Source organism: Chitinophaga sp. Cy-1792 (assembly GCF_011752935.1).
Classification (GTDB): Bacteria; Bacteroidota; Bacteroidia; order Chitinophagales; family Chitinophagaceae; genus Chitinophaga.
The window spans coordinates 1468219-1487107 of sequence record NZ_VWWO01000001.1; the positions used below are offsets into that span (position 1 = coordinate 1468219).

Consider the following 18889-nt stretch of genomic DNA (forward strand, 5'->3'; position numbering starts at 1 on the left):
GCACGGAACCCATCAACCGTCTCTACTTAGTAGAGATCGGTTGCAAATCCGGCAAACACCATCTGACAACTTTTTTTATCTCCATAAACGAACAACAAAGTGTCCGGTTTAGGACATATGTTATTTGAATAATCTGACCAAACCATTATCACACAACGATTTAATATTTTGGTGTGCTTTTAGGTGATATCCCCGGAAAAGTCAGGCGTTATGCTCCGCAATTATTTTAAAGTAGCTATCCGTAATCTCTTAAAGAACAAACCATACGCGATAATTAATATTGTCGGGTTAACGTCTGGTATCGTCACGGTGCTGCTCATCGGCCTGTGGATAAACGATGAATGGCAATTCAACAAACAATTCGCTAACTATAAACAGGTGGCACAGGTTTACCAGCAAACCACTGCCAACGGAAATATCGGCGTAGGTAATAATATGCCCTTCCCGGTAGCGCCTACGCTACGCAGTGATTTCGGTGACTACTTCAAACAGGTTGCCCTCTGTACCTGGGTGCAAACAGTGGTATTGTCCAAAGACAAAAAGAACCTCAGTGCCAATGGCATCTATGCGGAACAAGGCCTCCCGGATATGTTGCAGCTGGCCGTTTCCGGTAATAAACAATTATCAGACCCCAACAGTATTTTATTGTCTGCCTCCCAGGCTAAAGCCTGTTTTGGTAATGAAAATCCTATTAATAAAACCTTAATAACCGATGGCGGCAGATCGGTTACCGTTGCAGGTACCTATCCGGATTTTCCGGTCAACAGCGAGTTTGGAATGGTGAAGTTTATCATGCCCTGGCAGCGATATGCCAACATGCAACATCTGGCGGAAAGAGAAAATCCATGGCGTTCAAATTCTTACCGGGTATTCGTCCAGATAGCCGACAACACTACCATGGACAAGGTTTCCCAGGTAATTAAAGATGTTAAACTGAATCATATCCACGCTGATGAAAAGACTTTTCAACCGCAGCTCTTCCTGCATCCCATGGCCAGGTGGCATCTATACAGCAAATTTACCAATGGTGTAAACAGTGGTGGCCCTATCCAGTATTTATGGCTGTTAGGCGTGAGTGGCCTGTTTATCCTGTTGCTGGCCTGCATCAACTTTATGAACCTGAGCACAGCAAGATCAGAGAAGCGGGCAAAGGAAGTGGGTATCCGAAAAGCAATCGGGTCCCGGCGTGCACAGCTGGCAGTACAGTTTTTTACGGAGTCGCTGATCATGAGTATGCTGGCGATGGTAATCTCTATTCTCATTGTACAACAACTATTACCGCTTTTCAATACAATTACAGATAAAGCCATGCATATGCCCTGGAATAGTGCAGTATTCTGGGGAACCATCCTCCTTTTCTGCATGATGGTGGCGTTGATTGCTGGTAGCTATCCAGCTTTCTATCTCTCTTCTTTCCGGCCGGTAAAGGTGCTGAAAGGTACATTCCATGCTGCTAAGGGTGCATCGATGCCTCGCCGGATATTGCTGGTTACACAGTTTACCGTTGCAATGGTGCTGCTGGTTGCTACCATGGTGGTATACAGGCAGGTGAAGCTGGGAACGGAAAGACCGGTAGGCTATGAACAGCATGGACTGATTATCATTCCGTCATACACAGCTGCTATTCATGATCACTTTGATGCCGTGAAGCAGCAACTGCTGGAATCCAATGCTGCATTGGATATGGCTGAATCATGGAGTCCCGTTACCGCAGTATGGAATACAAATAGCGGATTTAAATGGGAAGGCCGGGATATGTCTGTAGCACTTGATTTTCCGAATGAGCCGGTATCTTATGATTATGGCCATACTATCGGCTGGCAGTTTGTTGCAGGGAGAGACTTCTCACGGGATTTTGCCAGCGATTCGGCAGCTTTTGTGATCAATGAAGCAGCAGCGAAATATATGGGCCTGAAAGCCCCTGTTGGTGCTAAAATAACCTGGGATGATGAACCCTATCATATTGTTGGTATCGTAAAAAACGTAGTGGCAGAATCGCCGTATGAACCCGCGCGTCCTGCGTTTTATCATTTAAACAGTGGTCAGGGAACGAGAATGCTGGTCCGACTGAATCCCGCGATGGGTGTTAGTACCGCGCTGAAAAAAGTAGAATCGATTTACGCTGCCACTGCACCTGATGATCCATTCGATTATGCATTTGCAGACAACGATTATAACATGAAATTCGGGGCAGAAAACCGCTTCGCTAAACTGGTGGGTATCTTCTCCTGCCTGGCTGTTTTTATCAGCTGTATAGGCTTATTTGGAATGGCTTCTTACATTGTTGAACAGCGCACCAAAGAGATAGGTGTCCGTAAGGTACTGGGGGCCAGTGTATTCAGCTTATGGCGTTTGTTATCGCGCGACTTTGTACGAATGATTCTCATCGCTATGCCAATGGCATTCGGACTGGCAGGATATTGTATGCATAACTGGTTGCAGAATTATAGCTACAGGGCAGGACTTGCCTGGTGGATATTTGCTTTGTCCGGACTGATTACACTGGTGCTGACCATTATCGTTGTTAGTGTACAGGCTGTAAAAGCGGCCACACAACAGCCATTGAAGAGTTTACAATCCTGATAGGATCAGCGGTACCAGCAGGTGCCACTGACAATAGATTTATTGTGAGATGATTGATTTTGCCGGGATACACGGGGTTAGAGAGAAGGAACTGCAACTTCTGAAAATAGCCTGTTAAGAACGTTGATTTTCTAAAGTTGCAGTTTGAATTTTTCTAGTATAGAACTAACAATTTTCCCTTAATTCGTCTATCACTTTTTTGAGTGCTTCAGCAGCGAGATGAACCGCTTCAGACCAGTCTTCCGCTGCGGCGCCATCAGCTCCGTCAGAAATATATTTCAGGCAGAGGAAAGGAATGTTTTCCTGTTGCGCTATCCAGGCCAGTGGCCAGGCTTCCATGTCAATAACATTATACTCATCTGTGGTATGACCAACTTCAAAGTTATCACCTGTACCGCAGATGCCCTGAGGAAGGTGACCGGCGGTAATACCGTATTCCAGCACTACCGGAATGTTGGCCAGTGGTGTTTCATATTTGGCAAATCCGAGTGGAGTGACATCCATATCACGCTGAATGAATCGTGTGCAGCATACTACTTCTCCACGATGGAAGGAATTACTTCCTGCGGAACCAAGATTTACGATTATACTGGGTTTGTTGTTTACAATTCTTTTAGTGAGATGATATCCGGCGTTTACTTTTCCGATACCTGCAAAGAGGGCGTCTACCTCGTCAAATTCTCCTTTTGCTTCTGATTCCAATGCAAAAACAAATAGTGGATTTTGTGCCAGCAGTTCGCGCAAACTGGCGGTAGCGATTTGTGTATTAGTTTCCTGCATAATGCTTTATGTTTCTCCTTTCTACTCAATAGTGGGGGCTTCGGGGGGATACGGCCCGCCAGTGGCGGGCCGTATCCCCCCGATCTATCCGTGGTGCCGAAGGCACCACGGATAGATCGGGCCGGAATATTTGCGAAAGGGCAAAAAAAACTGCTTAATTCGAACGCAAGTTAATTGCCTTTCCGGGCAATAAAATAAAATAATGGGGGAAAATATCGTTTCATCCACAACAACACTTTTTCCATACGTGCAATGAGCACCAGCTTTTTCTTATTCCGCATGGCTTTCACAATCTTTCTGGCGCAGACATCCACGGGAATGCCGTGTGCCTGGCCGGGGTCCATGGCGCCATAGGCGCTGCCGTCGCCGGTGATGGCGGAGTAGGTGATATCGGTGTGGATGCGGCCCGGACAGATGATGGTGGTGGAGAGTCCGGGTATGGGTTGTTCGGTTTGCAATGTCTCGAAATAGCCTTGCAGTGCATGTTTGGCGGCATTGTAGCCGGAGCGCCAGGGATATCCGAAGAGGCCTGCCATACTGCTGATGACAACGATTTGTCCCTGTTGCTGCGCCTTGAATTGTGGCAGCAATGCGGTTGTCAGCATCATGGGGCCGAAGAAGTTGACTTCCATTAACTTACGAATGGCTGCCGGGCTGGTATCGATCAGTTTGGAGCGTTGGGTAACGCCGGCGTTATTGATCAGTACGTCTATACGGCCATAAATAGCGATGGCGCTGGCTGCGCCTTCCTGCACCTGCCTTTCATCCGTGATATCCATGGGGAGGACGTGGCAGTGGGGCGTAAGCGACAGGCATTGTGCCTGTACTTCCAGCAAGTGGGCTTCGTTTCGGGCAGAAAGGATGATACGTGCCTTTTCAGCGGCAAGCAGTAACGCCAGCTCCTTTCCAATGCCGGAGCTGGCGCCTGTGATTAATATAACTTTATCCTGGTATGTCATTATGATTTCAATGGCACCAATTTAACGCTTTTCCATCTTACCTTAATGCCACCCCCTGCGTGGATCTGAAGGGCAATCTGGCCGTTTGCAGCGCCGATTTTCTGATCTTTCAGCTGGATCATTTCATGACCATTGAGCCAGGTAGTAACGTCGTCGCCCTGTACCCGTACTTTCATGGTATTCCATTCACCCATTTTCAGGTATTGTTCCTTTTCGGGTGCAGGTTTAATAAGCCATCCGCGGCCGTACGACTCATAGATACCGCCGGTATGCAGGTTGGGAGGTGCTACCTCTGCCTGCCAGCCGGTTACTTTGGTACCTTCGAAGGAAGAGTGAAAGAATACGCCGCTGTTGCCATCGGCTTCCTGCTTGAATACTACTGTCAGTTCAAAATTTTTGTAATCCTTATCGGTTCCCAGGTAGCCGTATTCTTTGTCGGGGCCGGATTCGCAGATAAGTTCACCATTGTCCACATACCATTTTTCAGTACCATAGATTTTCCAGCCGTCGAGATTTTTACCATTGAAGAGAGATACGGCCTTTTGGGCGAAAGTTTGGCTGGAACCCAGGAGGATGCAGGCTCCCAGGATGAATTTAAACATGGATTTCTTCATAACGTCAAGTGAGCGTTTAGAGTTTCTGGAATAAAAAAAGAGACCTTCAGCAAATGCCGAAGGTCTCAATATAATCTCTAAAAACTTATTTTCTAAATTTCTTACATGAACTATCTCGCCACGTTCACCGCTCTTTTTTCGCGGATAACGGTTACTTTGATCTGGCCAGGATACTGCATTTCTGTTTGTATTTTATTGGCGATTTCAAAGGAGAGGCGGTCAGCATCGTTGTCGGTTACTTTTTCACTTTCAACGATTACGCGCAGTTCACGGCCTGCCTGGATAGCATAAGCTTTTTCCACGCCATCGTGAGAGAGGGCGAGGTTTTCCAGGTCTTTGATACGTTGCAGGTAGCTCTGCATGATTTCGCGGCGTGCGCCTGGGCGTGCACCGGAGATAGCATCACATGCCTGAACGATAGGGGAAATAACGTATTGCATTTCCATCTCATCGTGGTGCGCGCCGATAGCGTTCACAACGGCAGCATGTTCACCATATTTCTCAGCCAGTTTAGCACCTAACAGGGCGTGGCTCAGTTCTGTTTCTTCATCTGGCACTTTACCGATATCGTGGAGCAGACCGGCACGTTTCGCCAGTTTAGGGTTGAGGCCCAGTTCTGCAGCCATTACCGCACAAAGGTTAGCGGTTTCTTTAGAGTGCATGAGCAGGTTCTGACCATAGGAAGAGCGGAAACGCATCTTACCTACCAGACGAACGAGTTCTTTATGTAAACCATGGATACCCAGTTCGATAACGGTTCTTTCACCGATATCCATTACCTGTTCTTCCAGTTGTTTCTTGGTTTTTTCAACTACTTCCTCGATACGAGCAGGGTGAATACGGCCGTCCTGAACGAGGCGTTGCAGCGACAGACGGGCAATTTCACGACGCAGTGGGTCGAAGGAAGAAAGTACGATTGCTTCAGGGGTATCATCTACGATCAGGTCAACACCGGTAGCAGCTTCGATCGCACGGATGTTACGACCTTCACGACCGATGATCTGGCCTTTGATCTCATCACTTTCGAGGGTGAATACAGTGATGGTATTTTCGATAGTCTGTTCGGCAGCGGTACGCTGGATAGACTGGATGATAATCTTTTTGGCTTCTTTGTTAGCCTTTGTTTTGGCATCTTCGATGATTTCCTGAATATGAGCCAGTGCTTGTGAGCGGGCTTCTTCTTTCAGGCTTTCTACCAGCTGATGTTTAGCTTCTTCAGCGGTGAGGCCGGCTACTTTTTCAAGGCGACGGATATGTTCTTCCTGGTGTTTTTCCAGTTCCGTGCGTTTAACGGTAACCAGTTCCATCTGGCGGTTCAGGCCATCTTTAATAGCATCATTCTCATTGATTTGTTTCTGAATGTGCTCATTTTTCTGATTGAGGCTTTGTTCTTTTTGCTTGATCCTGTTTTCTGATTCCAGGATTTTCTGGTTACGCTGCAGCACTTCCTTTTCGTGCTCACTCTTCATCTGCAGGTATTTCTCCTTGGCTTCCAGCAGTTTGTCTTTCTTAATGTTTTCACCGGTGGTCTCAGCATCTCCGATGATTTTTTTAGCCTGCTGTTCAGCGTCGTCGATTTTTTGTTGCGTATTTTTTGCAAAAATCACTTTACCTAGCCCAATCCCTATTATTATAGCTGCTATTGCTGTTATTATAGTTGTAACATCCATATGAATTCTTTAAACTTGATTTATGTAGAATCCTCTTACCCAGGCAACTGATAAAAAGTTGCAGGGGCGAGAACTGACCCGCGAAAATACAAAAAAATAGGAGTAAAAGCGTGTTTAATACGTGATTATTAGCTGCTTAGCTAATGTGTTGCTTAGCAAGGCCTAACGTGTTAACCGAGCGCCTGGTTGATAAGTTCTTCGAGCTTTTCGAGCTTTTCCTGTAAAAATGGGGCGGTATTGGCCTGTGCCTTGCCTCCGCTCGTTACGGGGTGAGTTGCATACATGATGAGGGCCATAGCGATATAATCCTGGAGATCTTTTCCTGCGTAAGCGGCTTTAAAATCAACAATTTTCTCATTCACTTCTTTCATAATGCGACGTACTTCCTCTTCTTCTTCCGGTTTTATTTTGATACGGTAAGAACGGTCTGCCACAATTATATTAATCGGAATGAGCTGTTCCATGGATATTTATTTATATCTGGTCTGGTAACATTATCATGCATTCAATAAGGCAATACAGCGGTCAATTTCCTTGATATAATCATTGATTTTGCCCTTGATTTCCTTACGGAACGCCTCATCATCTTCTGCCAGCGAATGCGTGCCCTGGGTGGTAGCTGCAATTTTAACCATTTGCAGTTTCTCTTCCAGGCCCTGTATCATTCCCTGTTGCTCTTGTATTTGCTGCTGTCTGGTATTGAGTTCCTCTCGCAACGACACATTTTCGGCCTGCACCTGCTGCATTTTTTTTAGCAGCAGATGCAGTTTCTCTTCAATGCGTTGTATGTATTGCTCGAGAACCATTTATTACTTCTAAATTATTTTCTTATTTCAGCCTGTAACTGTGTCTGGAAGTTTTTCACCAGTTTATCCATCACGCTGTCAATTTCTTTGTCGGTGAGGGTTTTCTGGGCATCCAGGAAGGTGAAGCTAACGGCGTAAGATTTCTTGTTTGCCCCCAACTTTTCGCTCTCGAACACGTCGAACAGATTTATTTCCTGTAACAGCGGTGATTTTACTGCTTTTGCTGCAGATTCTACAGCGGCAAACTTCACCTGCCTGTCCAGCACTAATGCCAGGTCGCGGCGTACTGCCGGGAAACGTGGTATTTCTTTGTAAAAGTTATCACTTTTTTGCAAGAGTCCCAGCATTTTATCCCAGTTAAAATCTGCAAACCATACCGCCTGCCTGATATCAAACTGTTTCAACTTCGCTGCCGGCACTCCGCCAAGAGTTACAACTACTTGATTCTTAACCTTTATCTCCCATGAAGGGTTCAGGCTGCTTTCGCTTTCCTGCCATACCAGATTTTTATAACCCAGCTGGTTCAGAATATTAATAACATAACCTTTCAGGAAGTAAAAATCAACCGGACGGGATTTATGCATCCATGTTTCGGTCGTTTGCGCTCCGGTAAGATACATACACAGGTGATTGTTTTCCAGGTATTTACCTACTTCTTTCGCAAAATATGTTTTACCAAACTCGAAGAATAACAGGTTTTCATTCTTACGGTTCAGATTGTATCCAATAGCCTCCAGTCCGGATTCCAGCATAGAAGGACGCATGATATCCAGTTCTACGGTCAGACTGTTCATCATCTTCACCGCTGTTTCCAGTACTTCCGGTGTATAATATTTACTGTTGGTAATAGAGTTGGTAAAGATTTCATTGAAACCATTACCCGCCAGGTAATCAGCAATTTTCTCCTTTACCTTTTCTGCATCCGGTTGGGCAGATAATGCCGGAGAAATAGTTACCCTGGATGGGATCTCAATATTATCAAGCCCATCAATACGCATTACTTCTTCAACCAGATCTGCCGGCAGGCTGATATCAGGTTTGCTGAAAGGAACTGCAACACGCAGACTTTCAGACGTTTCCGCGATGATATCGAAGCCCAGGCTTACCAGGATGGTTTTGATCTTATCAGCGCCATAGTTGCTGCCGCTGAGTTTACGCACGTAAGCATAGGTGGTTTCCACCTCTGTCTTACGTTTTACGCTTGGATAAACATCCGTCACCGGAGAGGCGATCTGACCGCCGCCCAATTCACAGATGAGGGCTGCAGCGCGTTCCAGTGCAAAAATGGTATTGGAGATATCCACACCTTTCTCGAAACGGGTAGCTGCATCTGTGCGCAGGCCATGACGGAAGGAAGTGGTACGGATCATGCCCGCATTGAAGAAGGCACTTTCCAGGAAAATACGGGTCGTGTTGTCGGTAACGCCGGAATGTTCACCACCGAATACACCGGCAATGCACATACCTTCGCCGGCGCCGTTGCAGATCATCAGGTCTGTGGCGTCCAGTTTTCTTTCTTTACCGTCGAGGGTAACGAAAGGCGTATCCTGTGGCAGTGTTTTAACCACTACAGCCTGGCCTTTTACGGCATCCGCATCGAATGCATGCAAAGGCTGACCTGTTTCATGCAGTACGAAGTTGGTGATATCAACAATGTTGTTGATAGATCTTACCCCGATAGCTTCCAGGTGGTTTTTCAGCCATTCAGGAGAAGGGCCTACTTTCACGTTGGTGATGCTGATACCGGAGTAGCGCGGGCATCCATCGGTATTTTCGATGGTAACGCTGATTGGCAGCGGTTCGCCGCTGGCTGCAGGTAAGGTAAATGCCGGCAGCTGTACTTTATATTTATGAGTATGTTCCAGGTTGTTGAGGAAAGCGCATACATCTTTGGCAACACCGATATGGCTCATGGCGTCCATACGGTTAGGTGTAAGGCCAATTTCGTAGATCCAGTCCTGCTGTGGTTTAAAGATCTCGCTGGCAGGCGTACCTGGTACCAGCGACGGGTCGAGCACCATGATACCGGCGTGGCTTTTGCCAAGTCCGATTTCATCTTCAGCACAGATCATCCCTTCTGATTCTTCACCACGGATTTTTGCTTTTTTCATTGTCAGCGGTTCACCGCCAACAGGGTAGATGGTAGTACCGATGGTGGCTACTACTACTTTCTGTCCTACGGCCACATTTGGGGCGCCGCATACGATATGAAGCGGGGTTTCGCCACCGGTATTTACGGTGGTCAGTCGCAGTTTGTCTGCATTTGGGTGTTGTTCAGCTGTAAGTACCTCTCCAATCACAAGTCCGGCAAGACTCCCTTTTACAGCTTCAAATCGTTCGAGGCTTTCTACCTCCAGGCCTATACGTGTTAAAATGGTGGACAACTCCTCCGGCGTAGGCTTCACCGGTAAATAATCACATAGCCAGTTGTATGAAATCGTCATTTTATGTCTGCTCGGTTTATATATATATGAGCCGTAAAGTTAAAGGATTCTGGCTGAGTTTCTCCTCTGTGGCGATATTTTCTCATAAGGGCGGACGGATAAGGGTGGAAAAGTGCTGTATTCCGCCATGGAATTGACTTTTGAGATAGGAGATAACTGGTGGGTATCTCGCTGAAAACAGATAAATGGCTGATATCGGCAGGGTTAGCAGAAAAAATATTTGATGTGGATAATCTTTTTTCACAAATGTGTGTGAATAATCAGACCTTTGCCCGGGAATTTCCTACTTTTATGTGGAAAACTGGTTTTTGTCTGTGGAAAACTGGCGTATGGCGTGTCAATAACCTGTTGAAGGAGCTTAATAAATTTAAACCGTGCAGGATTAATGATAAATGAAAAAATGCCTTTACCTTAGTTTGTACGGCTCGAAAAAATTTACAATTTCATAAAGTAGCATAAGCTTCAGAATGCGGGAATAATGCAATCAGATTTGTAAAACACCAGGAAAAGCCCAAACAGTAACCTTTTATTAACTTTTTTTAATAAGCTGACCATAAATGGATCTCAATCTCAAGAAAGACCGCAATGTGCGACGAAAATCGTCCATTGAGGTGTCGTCCTTAGTGTACGGAAAAGTACCGCCTCAGGCTAAGGAACTGGAAGAAGCTGTTTTGGGAGCCATCATGCTGGAAAAAGGTGCTTTCGACGTTGTGGTAGAGATACTGAAGGGAGAATGTTTTTATGTAGAAGCACACCAGCTCATATTTTCCGCTATGACCCGGCTGGCGGCCAAATCAATGCCGGTAGATATTCTCACTGTTACGGAAGAACTTCGCTCTATGGGCTCTCTGGAAGCTGTAGGCGGTCCCTTTACCGTGATGAAACTCACCAATGCGGTTGTTTCCTCAGCGAATATTGAAGCACATGCCCGTATCATCCTGCAGAAATTCATTCAGCGGGAACTGATCCGTATTTCCGGTGAAATCCTCACAGAATCCTATGAGGATACGGCCGACGTATTCGACCTGCTCGACAGTGCCGAATCGAAGCTGTTTGAGATCACCAATAACCACCTTCGTAAAAACTACGACTCCATCGACCGTGTACTCGTGAATACCATGAAACGTATCGAGGACCTTCGTAATAAAGGCGATGATATCACAGGGGTACCTTCCGGGTTCCCTTCTCTGGATAAAGTAACCTATGGCTGGCAATCTACTGACCTTATCATCATCGCGGCACGTCCTTCCGTAGGTAAAACCGCGTTTGCACTGAACCTGGCCCGTAATGCCGCCCTGCACCCAAGATTCCCGAAAGGAGCCGCCGTATTCTCTTTGGAGATGTCGTCCGGACAGATCGTACAACGTATCCTCTCCGCAGAATCTGAAATCAAACTGGAGAAAATCTCCCGCGGTAAGCTGGAAGAATATGAGATGAAAAAGCTGATGACCCATGGTATCGAACGCCTGGCCAAAGCTCCCATCTTCATCGACGACACCCCCGCACTCAATATCTTCGAACTCCGCGCCAAGTGTAGACGCCTCGTGCATAACCACGGCGTCGGTGTAATCATCATCGACTACCTGCAGCTCATGAGCGGCAGTGGTGATGGACGAGGATCCAATCGTGAACAGGAAATTTCCAAAATCTCCCGCGACCTGAAAGGGCTCGCAAAAGAGTTGCAGGTGCCGGTAATCGCACTGTCACAGCTCTCCCGAGACGTGGAAAAACGTAAAGACGGTAACAAAATGCCGCAGCTGAGTGACCTCCGTGAATCCGGAGCGATCGAGCAGGATGCCGACATGGTTATGTTCCTTTACCGTCCTGAATACTACGAAATCAACACCAATGAAATGGGTGAATCCAACAAGGGTGAAACCCACGTTCGTATAGCCAAACACCGTAACGGTCAGCTCGATACCATCAAGCTCAGGGCAGTACTGGAATTCCAGCGCTTCGAAGACGACGGTTCCCTGGAAAACCCAGGCGGTGGCAACCCATTCGCTGGCATGCGCCAGCAACATGGCGGCGGCGCCGGCGGCAACGACGAAGCAAAACTCTACATACAGAAAGGGTCCAAAATGAATGATATGGACTTTGACGATGGTATGGAAGATGCACCATTTTAGCTTTAATAATATTATTGCGAAAAGGCCGTCTCTACCATGTAGAGACGGCCTTTTACTTTTATTTAATAACCTGTAGATATAACAGATGAATCTATGAAACAACTATATGCTAAGTACAGTAGCTATTACAAAGACAATTTTAATCTAGCCTATCCTGTGGTGATTTCCCAGCTGGGACATACCCTGGTAGCGCTGTCCGACAGCCTGATCATCGGCCATACCGGAAAAGTACCCCTGGCCGCCGTATCATTAGGTAACGGCCTGTTTTCCATATTCATGGTAACAGGTATCGGCATGTCGTACGGACTAACCCCTTTGATTGCACAGGAAAATGGCCGTGGCAACAGAAGCCAGATCGGTCACCTGCTCAGTAACAGCCTGGTAATAAATATGACAGTGGGTGTCCTGCTGTCTATACTGATCTATTTCGGCAGTGCCCATTTGGACCTGCTGAAACAGGAAGCTGATGTGGTGGAACAGGCGAGGCCATTCCTCCGCTATCTTGGCTTTTCCTTTATTCCGCTGATGCTGTTCCTGACCTTTAAACAGTTCTGCGAAGGGCTTGGCTTTACACGGCAGGCCATGAATATCAGTATTATCGGGAATATCATCAATATCATCATCGGTATATCACTGGTATACGGCCTGTTCGGATTGCCGCGCATGGGTGTTGTAGGCGTGGGTATTGCCACTTTTACAGACCGGTTACTGATGGGGGTTACGATGACCATTTATGCGCTGCGTTCGCCAAGGTTTAAGGCTTATCTGCAAAACTTCAATTTTGAAAACATAAAAGCTGCTACGCTCAAAAAAATCCTGGGCATAGGCACGCCGGTTGCCTTACAGTACATCTTTGAAGTGAGTGCCTTTAGTGGCGCCGCTGTAATGGTAGGCTGGATGGGTGCTGCGGAACTGGCCGCTCACCAGATCGCACTGAGTCTGGCGGCCATGACCTACATGATGGCCAGTGGTATCTCTGCTGCTGCAGGTATTAAGAGCGGAAATAACTTCGGCCGCCGTGATTTTAAATCCCTGCGCATGTCTGCCATTGCCAGTTACCATATGGTACTGGTGCTGATGGGTACTACCGCTCTCCTCTTTATGTTTGGCAATCACCTGTTGCCACAACTCTATATCCAGGATAACCAGGTGGTAAGCATAGCAGCACGACTGCTGATCATTGCGGCTTTCTTCCAGTTGTTTGATGGTACACAGGTAGTTGGATTGGGCGTGCTGCGCGGCTTAGGTGATGTGCGCATCCCAACGGTAATTACCCTGCTGGCTTACTGGGTACTGGGTATTCCTTTGGGTTATTTCCTGGGGATTACTTTAGGATTCGGCGTAGAAGGCGTTTGGTGGGCACTGTTGCTGGGGTTACTGGTAGCATCCGTATTACTTTTCGTACGATTCCATACCAAAACGAAAAAACTGGAATCACAAGCAGAAATTTAGGAATTTTGCAGACAAATTAAGGATTATGGAACTGCCTGTATTTTACGCGCCGGAACTGAATGATAGTATGACGGTTTATACAATGAATGAGGATACTTCCAAGTATTGTATCCAGGTATTACGTCATGAAAAAGGTGACCAGGTATTGCTTGCTGATGGCCGTGGTGGCAGGTATACAACTGTCATTATCGATGATAACAGGAAGAAATGCCAGGTACAGATCAGTGGAAAAGAGCAGCTGCCGGCGCCGGAGCCGGCACTTCGTATAGCCATTGCCTTTACCAAAAATGCATCGCGCATTGAGTGGTTTCTGGAGAAAGCCGCTGAAATTGGTGTACAAACGATCATTCCGCTGGTAAGCCATCGAACAGAGAAAGAAAAGATCAAGGCTGAGCGGTTACAGAATATCCTGGTTTCGGCCATGCTGCAGTCTAAACAATGCTACCTGCCTGTACTGGAAGAGCCGCAGGCATTTTCGAAAGTTGTACAATCTTTTGGAGAAGAGCAGCGGTTTATTGCGCATTGTCTGCCTGATCAGAAGCAGGATTTGGGAGATGTGATGGAGGCTGGCCGTAATACAATTATCCTGATCGGACCGGAAGGAGATTTTACACCTGAGGAGGTAAAACAGGCGATGGATGCGGGTTTTAAACCGGTGTCACTTGGTAAAACGCGGTTGCGTACAGAAACAGCCGGAATGGTAGCGGTTGTAATGATGAATATGAAGGCATAAATTTTTTTTAAAAATATAGAAAAAGAGAGAAGCATTTTGCTTCTCTCTTTTTGTTTTAGGTAGATATAGGATCAGAATAAGAATGACCATTGCTGAATGATTTGTTCATTTTGTTCGTTTTCTAAAACGGCTGTTCAGTGAAGATTTGTGTGTATTGTAAACTTAATTTTGTCTTGATGAATTCACAACGATACTGTTGTTGATAGTGCATCATTGGTTTTTTGATTTTGGTTAATCAGCTGTAGGAGGCATGGTTGCCTGTTTAATGCAGGCAACCTTTTTTCAAGACTAACAACTAATAATGAACATGATTTTGATTTGGTTTTATATGTATCGTTTTCCATAAGATGACTGATTCCGGGATTGTATTCCTGCTCCCGCCATGGAATTTATTGATGAGTGATAGTTTATACTGCTGGTCCGGACTGAATGGCTTTATTACCAGCGATTAAACAGGTGTGATCTAAAGAGGAACAGACTGCCTGTATAGTGGCTGGGGCTGTCAGTCCGGAGAGAGTGGGGTTGTTATTGCATTTGTACCCTGATTAACGACAAATAATCAGGATGCAGACAATAGTTGGCTGAGAAACATAGTCGGCTGACATTAACCCTGAGCAGTGAGGGTGTTCTTCAGCAACGGTATTATGTTGTTGCTGTTTTCATCTTCCTGTTTATTGCTTACCAATCAGAAAGTTCAATCAAAAAAAAGGAGCTGGCCATTTCTATGGCCAACTCCTGATTGAATGATGTATCAGCGTTGCTGATTGCTTTTATTGCGATTGCATGCTTGTATTATTGTGTGTTCTTTTAAGGCTGTAGTTTCTTTTACTCCGTTGAGAACTTTTGATGCCTGGTGCTTTGTCGTTGAGCGTTTTTTATGTCTCTGCACTGAGGAATTTGATGAATCTGCACGATTCGTTAATGCCGTGGGATGCGCTTGTTTCATCGTATTCGTTTATTCCCACGAATTCGCCTGGTCTGCGAGATTCATTTATTTCCCGGGATTTGCAGGATTCTCTGGCTCTATGGGCTCTCTGAGTTCTACCGGTTTGGCGGTAGATTTCCTTACGCGCATATTCAGCAGTTCTACGGCAAAAGAGAAGGCCATGGCAAAATAAACATAGTTCTTCAGGTGCATGTCGTGTGCTGCTTCTGCATTCCAGCCTTCCACGATCAGGATGGCGCCCACCATTACGAGGAAACTTAACGCCAGCATTTTCAGTGTCGGGTGTTTGTGAATAAAATCGCTGATCTTAGGTGCAAAGAAGAACATAACGATCATCGCTACCACTACCGCAATGATCATAACAGGGATCTGACGTGCCAGTCCTACGGCAGTAATGATACTGTCGAAAGAGAAGACGGTGTCGATGACGATGATTTGTCCGACGATATTGGCAAAAGAAGCTGCGGGCTTGGTTTTGCCGTTGCCGGTACCTTCTTCTTCCCCTTCCAGTTTGTGGTGAATTTCCAGGGTTGTTTTAACCAGCAGGAATAAGCCACCACCTAGCATGATGAGGTCGCGGAGACTGAATCCATGGCTGCCGATGCTAAACAGCGGATGTACGGCTCTTACGATGTAGCCGATACAAAGGAGCAGAATGATGCGGATGGCCATGCCGGCAATCATCCAGATTCTTCTGGCGGCGGCGCGTTTTTCCGCGGGAAGCCTGTTCAGTACAATAGATACAAAGATAACATTGTCGATGCCCAGGACGATCTCCATGAGCACGAGGGTAAATAAACTGATGAGAGACTCAGCAGTGAGGAATTGTTCCATATAGGTTAAGTGTTCAGATAAACGCGCTACCGGCGTAGTCCGTTACAGATATTCTTCACAATAGTCGGCCCCTCATAAATAAACCCGGTATATACCTGTACCAGTGATGCACCAGCATCTAATTTTTCCTGCGCATCGTTAGCAGAAAATATGCCACCTACTGCAATAATGGGAAAACTTCCATTACTTTTTTTGTGAATGTATCTGATAACGGAGGTGGACTTATCTTTTACCGGTAATCCACTGAGTCCGCCGGCGCCAATAGCATCTACTTCCGCGGCTGGTGTTGCCAGCCCTTCGCGGCTGATAGTAGTATTGGTAGCCACGATACCTGCGATTTTTGTATCCTGAACGATCTCGATAATATCGTCCAGTTGTTCTGTAGTGAGATCTGGTGCTATTTTCAGTAATATAGGTTTGCTTGCCGGCTTTTGGTTGTTGAGCTGTTGCAGGTGGTGCAGCAACTGTTTCAACGGTTCTTTTTCCTGGAGTGCACGCAGATTAGGCGTGTTGGGTGAGCTCACATTTACCACGAAGTAGTCTACCACATCAAAAAGTGCATGGAAGCATTTTTCGTAGTCGCTGACAGCTTCTTCGTTAGGGGTAACTTTATTTTTGCCGATGTTGCCACCTACAATAATGTTGGATTTTTTGTGTTTCAATCTGGCTGCAGCAGCCGGAGCGCCTTCATTGTTGAAGCCCATGCGGTTGATCAGTGCCTGATCTGCCGGTAACCTGAATAATCTTGGCAGGTCATTTCCTGGCTGCGCAACAGGGGTCACGGTGCCAATTTCCACGAAACCGAAGCCCAGGGCGGCCAGTTCGTCAATGTACTTCGCATCTTTATCGAAACCTGCGGCCAGTCCAACAGGGTTGGAAAATTTGAGGCCAAAAACTTCTCTTTCCAGGCCCTTATCCTTCACGCCGCAAAACGCGCCTAACAGCTGTTTGCCCAAAGGAAGGGAATAGATTGTCTTCATACCACGCATTACGCTGTGGTGGATGTTTTCCGGCGGATAGCGGAAAAGTATTTTCTTGATCAGGTTGTACATTGCGGGCACAAAGTTATATTTTTTTCCAGCAAAGGAGCAAGCGATATTCCCCTGGATGTAGCTTTAATTTTTGAGGTGTAATCATTCAATAAACATGTTGTCACATATTAAAGTTTTGCTAAAGCTGCTGCTGTAAGGCTTTCTGTTTACGCTTTCTGCACAGAACGTTTATATTTGCACCTCATCATGTTGGCGCTCCAAACATTCGAAGAACTGTTCAGGGAAAACCATGGTCATTGCCTGGCTTTTGCTATTCATTATACCGGTGATCAGCACGAAGCAGAGGAAATTGTACAGCAGGTATTTCTGAAAATATGGGAAAAAAGGGATACAATCGCTATCACCGGTCCCGTAAAGGCATACCTGTTTTCTGCAATCAGGAATGCGGCCATTAGCCAATGGCGCAAGGCTTCCGTGCGCAACGAAAAGGAAAATGCCTATGGGCTGAGCAGGGATAACGCTACGCAGGCCGCTGAGGTAAGAGAACTGGAAAAACTTTATCAGCAGGCACTGGAACGCCTGCCGGAAAGGTGCCGCGAAGTTTTCATGCTCTCCAGGCATCAGCATATGAAATATGCAGAAATTGCTCAAACCATGAATATTTCCGTGAAAACGGTTGAAAATCAAATGGGTAAAGCACTTAAAATTCTGCACCAGGAATTAAAGGAATACCTGCCATTACTGGCTATCTTCCTGTTCTGAAAAAATATTTTTCCGGAATAGGGGAAAGGACTCCCCTGGTGCGTCTGATATTTACAGGATACTGAAAGTCGGCTGTAGCAGGATAACTGCAAAAAATGCTGTTACCGGCCTCACCCCAACGCTCAGTCAATACCTGATCATTAGGACCAAAAACACGCAACTGTAATGATACCTTCGTTTTCTGATGAAGCACTGTATACAATGCTATGCAAGTATCTGCTCAATGAGGCAGATGCCGGCGAACGTGCATGGGTAGACGGATGGCTCACAGAACATAAGGACAACCAACAGTTGCTGGATTCGTTGCGGAAAGTACTGGATACTGCCACCAAACAGCAGTATGCCACCAAAGCAGATACTGACAATTCATGGAATCAGCTCTTCCGCCAGCTGGACGTTGCAGAAACCTATGCCCCGCCAGCCGCCGGAAAGTCGCCACTGCGCTCCGTTTCCGTATCCAGACTATGGAAAGCCGCCGCCGTGATCCTGGTGCTGGTCGTTGCTGCCACCTGGATTTTCCTGAAACGCCCGTCAGAACGCTTTGCAGGTCCGGTACAGGCTACCCTGGCCGATGGCAGCCATATTCAGCTGAAAGGAGAAGCCTCCAGACTCAACGTTGCCAGAGGGTTCAACAGCAACAACAGACAGGTAATGCTCCGTGGCACCGCTTCCTTCGATGTGGCCGCCAACTCAGAACAACCTTTTGTCGTGACGCTGGGAAGTACGGATGTACTCGTGCTGGGAACAAAGTTTACCGTTGATTATGAACCGGAAAAGTCAACCCTCCAGGTGCATGTCAGCAGCGGTAAAGTAATGGTCATCGACCATAACCGTGTAGATAGCGCCGTACTGACACCAGGCATGCTCCTGAAGCAAAAGAACGGTAAAGATTTTCGGATTGCAGCCAGTGTAATAGATCCTGAGCAGAAAGTGCTGGACTTCGAAAATGTAACGCTGGAAGAAGCACTCAAAACAGTAGGGGAATTATATGATGTACAAATCATCGTGGATGATACCTCCCTGCTGAAAATGTCTGTAAAGGCCAAACTTGTCAATGAGCCTATCAAAAATGTAATGGAAACCATGGCCAAGAGTGTAATTGCTTCGTGGGAACAGACAGGCGATAGGCAGTTTCACCTGAAAAAAGGTGGATGATCACTATAATCTGAAACACTTTATAATTTA

15 protein-coding genes are annotated in these 18889 nt (G+C 46.4%); 6 read left to right on the plus strand and 9 right to left on the minus strand.

The genetic code is table 11. The features are described from left to right. Positions 1–210: 210 nt before the first annotated feature. Positions 211–2583 (plus strand): ABC transporter permease, encoded by a 2373-nt coding sequence (locus tag F3J22_RS06065; RefSeq protein ID WP_167015294.1) that lies wholly within the window; start codon positions 211–213, stop codon positions 2581–2583. Between the two features lie 165 nt (positions 2584–2748). On the opposite strand, the gene F3J22_RS06070 is transcribed toward F3J22_RS06065, so the two are convergent. The 7 genes from F3J22_RS06070 to pheT all read right to left on the minus strand — a co-directional run bounded on the left by F3J22_RS06070 (position 2749) and on the right by pheT (position 9856). Beyond that, positions 2749–3363, minus strand: coding sequence for a nucleosidase (locus tag F3J22_RS06070; RefSeq protein WP_167015296.1), 615 nt, complete (start codon positions 3361–3363; stop codon positions 2749–2751). Between the two features lie 170 nt (positions 3364–3533). Continuing rightward, positions 3534–4322 carry an SDR family oxidoreductase gene (locus F3J22_RS06075; RefSeq protein ID WP_167015298.1) on the minus strand — a complete coding sequence of 263 codons (789 nt, stop codon included), beginning with the start codon at positions 4320–4322 and terminating at the stop codon, positions 3534–3536. After that, entirely contained in the window at positions 4322–4936 is a 615-nt protein-coding gene (locus F3J22_RS06080) for a DUF1080 domain-containing protein (RefSeq protein WP_240155008.1), read from the minus strand. Before F3J22_RS06080 ends, F3J22_RS06075 begins: the two co-directional genes overlap by 1 nt. A 110-nt stretch (positions 4937–5046) precedes the next feature. Beyond that, a complete protein-coding gene (rny, locus tag F3J22_RS06085) occupies positions 5047–6606 on the minus strand; it encodes a ribonuclease Y (protein ID WP_167015300.1) in 1560 nt (519 codons plus the stop codon). 170 nt (positions 6607–6776) lie between these two features. Further along, positions 6777–7070, minus strand: coding sequence for a cell division protein ZapA (locus F3J22_RS06090; protein ID WP_167015302.1), 294 nt, complete (start codon positions 7068–7070; stop codon positions 6777–6779). Positions 7071–7103: 33 nt separating this feature from the next. Continuing rightward, positions 7104–7412 carry a hypothetical protein gene (locus tag F3J22_RS06095; RefSeq protein ID WP_167015304.1) on the minus strand — a complete coding sequence of 103 codons (309 nt, stop codon included), beginning with the start codon at positions 7410–7412 and terminating at the stop codon, positions 7104–7106. A gap of 14 nt (positions 7413–7426) precedes the next feature. Then, positions 7427–9856, minus strand: a complete 2430-nt coding sequence (gene pheT / locus F3J22_RS06100) for a phenylalanine--tRNA ligase subunit beta (RefSeq protein ID WP_167015306.1) — start codon at positions 9854–9856, stop codon at positions 7427–7429. Positions 9857–10413: 557 nt separating this feature from the next. On the opposite strand from pheT, the gene dnaB reads away from it, so the two are divergent. The 3 genes from dnaB to F3J22_RS06115 all read left to right on the plus strand — a co-directional run bounded on the left by dnaB (position 10414) and on the right by F3J22_RS06115 (position 14170). Next, positions 10414–11985: a replicative DNA helicase gene (gene dnaB, locus F3J22_RS06105; RefSeq protein WP_167015308.1), complete on the plus strand. Its 1572-nt coding sequence runs from the start codon at positions 10414–10416 to the stop codon at positions 11983–11985. Between the two features lie 93 nt (positions 11986–12078). After that, positions 12079–13437 carry an MATE family efflux transporter gene (locus F3J22_RS06110; protein ID WP_167015310.1) on the plus strand — a complete coding sequence of 453 codons (1359 nt, stop codon included), beginning with the start codon at positions 12079–12081 and terminating at the stop codon, positions 13435–13437. A gap of 25 nt (positions 13438–13462) precedes the next feature. Next, the gene (locus F3J22_RS06115) at positions 13463–14170 is read left to right on the plus strand and encodes a 16S rRNA (uracil(1498)-N(3))-methyltransferase (RefSeq protein ID WP_167015312.1); all 708 of its coding nucleotides are present in this window, start codon (positions 13463–13465) and stop codon (positions 14168–14170) included. A 991-nt stretch (positions 14171–15161) separates the two neighbouring features. On the opposite strand, the gene F3J22_RS06120 is transcribed toward F3J22_RS06115, so the two are convergent. Both F3J22_RS06120 and F3J22_RS06125 read right to left on the minus strand, forming a co-directional pair. Continuing rightward, a complete protein-coding gene (locus F3J22_RS06120) occupies positions 15162–15950 on the minus strand; it encodes a TerC family protein (protein ID WP_167015314.1) in 789 nt (262 codons plus the stop codon). A gap of 26 nt (positions 15951–15976) precedes the next feature. Continuing rightward, positions 15977–17002: a quinone-dependent dihydroorotate dehydrogenase gene (locus F3J22_RS06125; protein ID WP_167015316.1), complete on the minus strand. Its 1026-nt coding sequence runs from the start codon at positions 17000–17002 to the stop codon at positions 15977–15979. A gap of 186 nt (positions 17003–17188) precedes the next feature. On the opposite strand from F3J22_RS06125, the gene F3J22_RS06130 reads away from it, so the two are divergent. Next, a complete protein-coding gene (locus tag F3J22_RS06130) occupies positions 17189–17704 on the plus strand; it encodes an RNA polymerase sigma-70 factor (RefSeq protein ID WP_167015318.1) in 516 nt (171 codons plus the stop codon). Positions 17705–17869: 165 nt separating this feature from the next. After that, a complete protein-coding gene (locus F3J22_RS06135; RefSeq protein ID WP_167015320.1) occupies positions 17870–18859 on the plus strand; it encodes a FecR family protein in 990 nt (329 codons plus the stop codon). The last annotated feature ends 30 nt before the right edge of the window (positions 18860–18889 follow it).

Bases quoted from the DNA above. Each gene is read 5' to 3' on its own strand.
- F3J22_RS06065 (WP_167015294.1), top strand. From the start codon at position 211: ATGCTCCGCAATTATTTTAAAGTAGCTATCCGTAATCTCTTAAAGAAC.
- pheT (WP_167015306.1), bottom strand. From the start codon at position 9,856: ATGACGATTTCATACAACTGGCTATGTGATTATTTACCGGTGAAGCCT.
- F3J22_RS06095 (WP_167015304.1), bottom strand. From the start codon at position 7,412: ATGGTTCTCGAGCAATACATACAACGCATTGAAGAGAAACTGCATCTG.
- dnaB (WP_167015308.1), top strand. From the start codon at position 10,414: ATGGATCTCAATCTCAAGAAAGACCGCAATGTGCGACGAAAATCGTCC.
- F3J22_RS06090 (WP_167015302.1), bottom strand. From the start codon at position 7,070: ATGGAACAGCTCATTCCGATTAATATAATTGTGGCAGACCGTTCTTAC.
- rny (WP_167015300.1), bottom strand. From the start codon at position 6,606: ATGGATGTTACAACTATAATAACAGCAATAGCAGCTATAATAATAGGG.
- F3J22_RS06120 (WP_167015314.1), bottom strand. From the start codon at position 15,950: ATGGAACAATTCCTCACTGCTGAGTCTCTCATCAGTTTATTTACCCTC.
- F3J22_RS06070 (WP_167015296.1), bottom strand. From the start codon at position 3,363: ATGCAGGAAACTAATACACAAATCGCTACCGCCAGTTTGCGCGAACTG.
- F3J22_RS06125 (WP_167015316.1), bottom strand. From the start codon at position 17,002: ATGTACAACCTGATCAAGAAAATACTTTTCCGCTATCCGCCGGAAAAC.
- F3J22_RS06135 (WP_167015320.1), top strand. From the start codon at position 17,870: ATGATACCTTCGTTTTCTGATGAAGCACTGTATACAATGCTATGCAAG.
- F3J22_RS06115 (WP_167015312.1), top strand. From the start codon at position 13,463: ATGGAACTGCCTGTATTTTACGCGCCGGAACTGAATGATAGTATGACG.
- F3J22_RS06110 (WP_167015310.1), top strand. From the start codon at position 12,079: ATGAAACAACTATATGCTAAGTACAGTAGCTATTACAAAGACAATTTT.
- F3J22_RS06075 (WP_167015298.1), bottom strand. From the start codon at position 4,322: ATGACATACCAGGATAAAGTTATATTAATCACAGGCGCCAGCTCCGGC.
- F3J22_RS06130 (WP_167015318.1), top strand. From the start codon at position 17,189: ATGTTGGCGCTCCAAACATTCGAAGAACTGTTCAGGGAAAACCATGGT.
- F3J22_RS06080 (WP_240155008.1), bottom strand. From the start codon at position 4,936: ATGAAGAAATCCATGTTTAAATTCATCCTGGGAGCCTGCATCCTCCTG.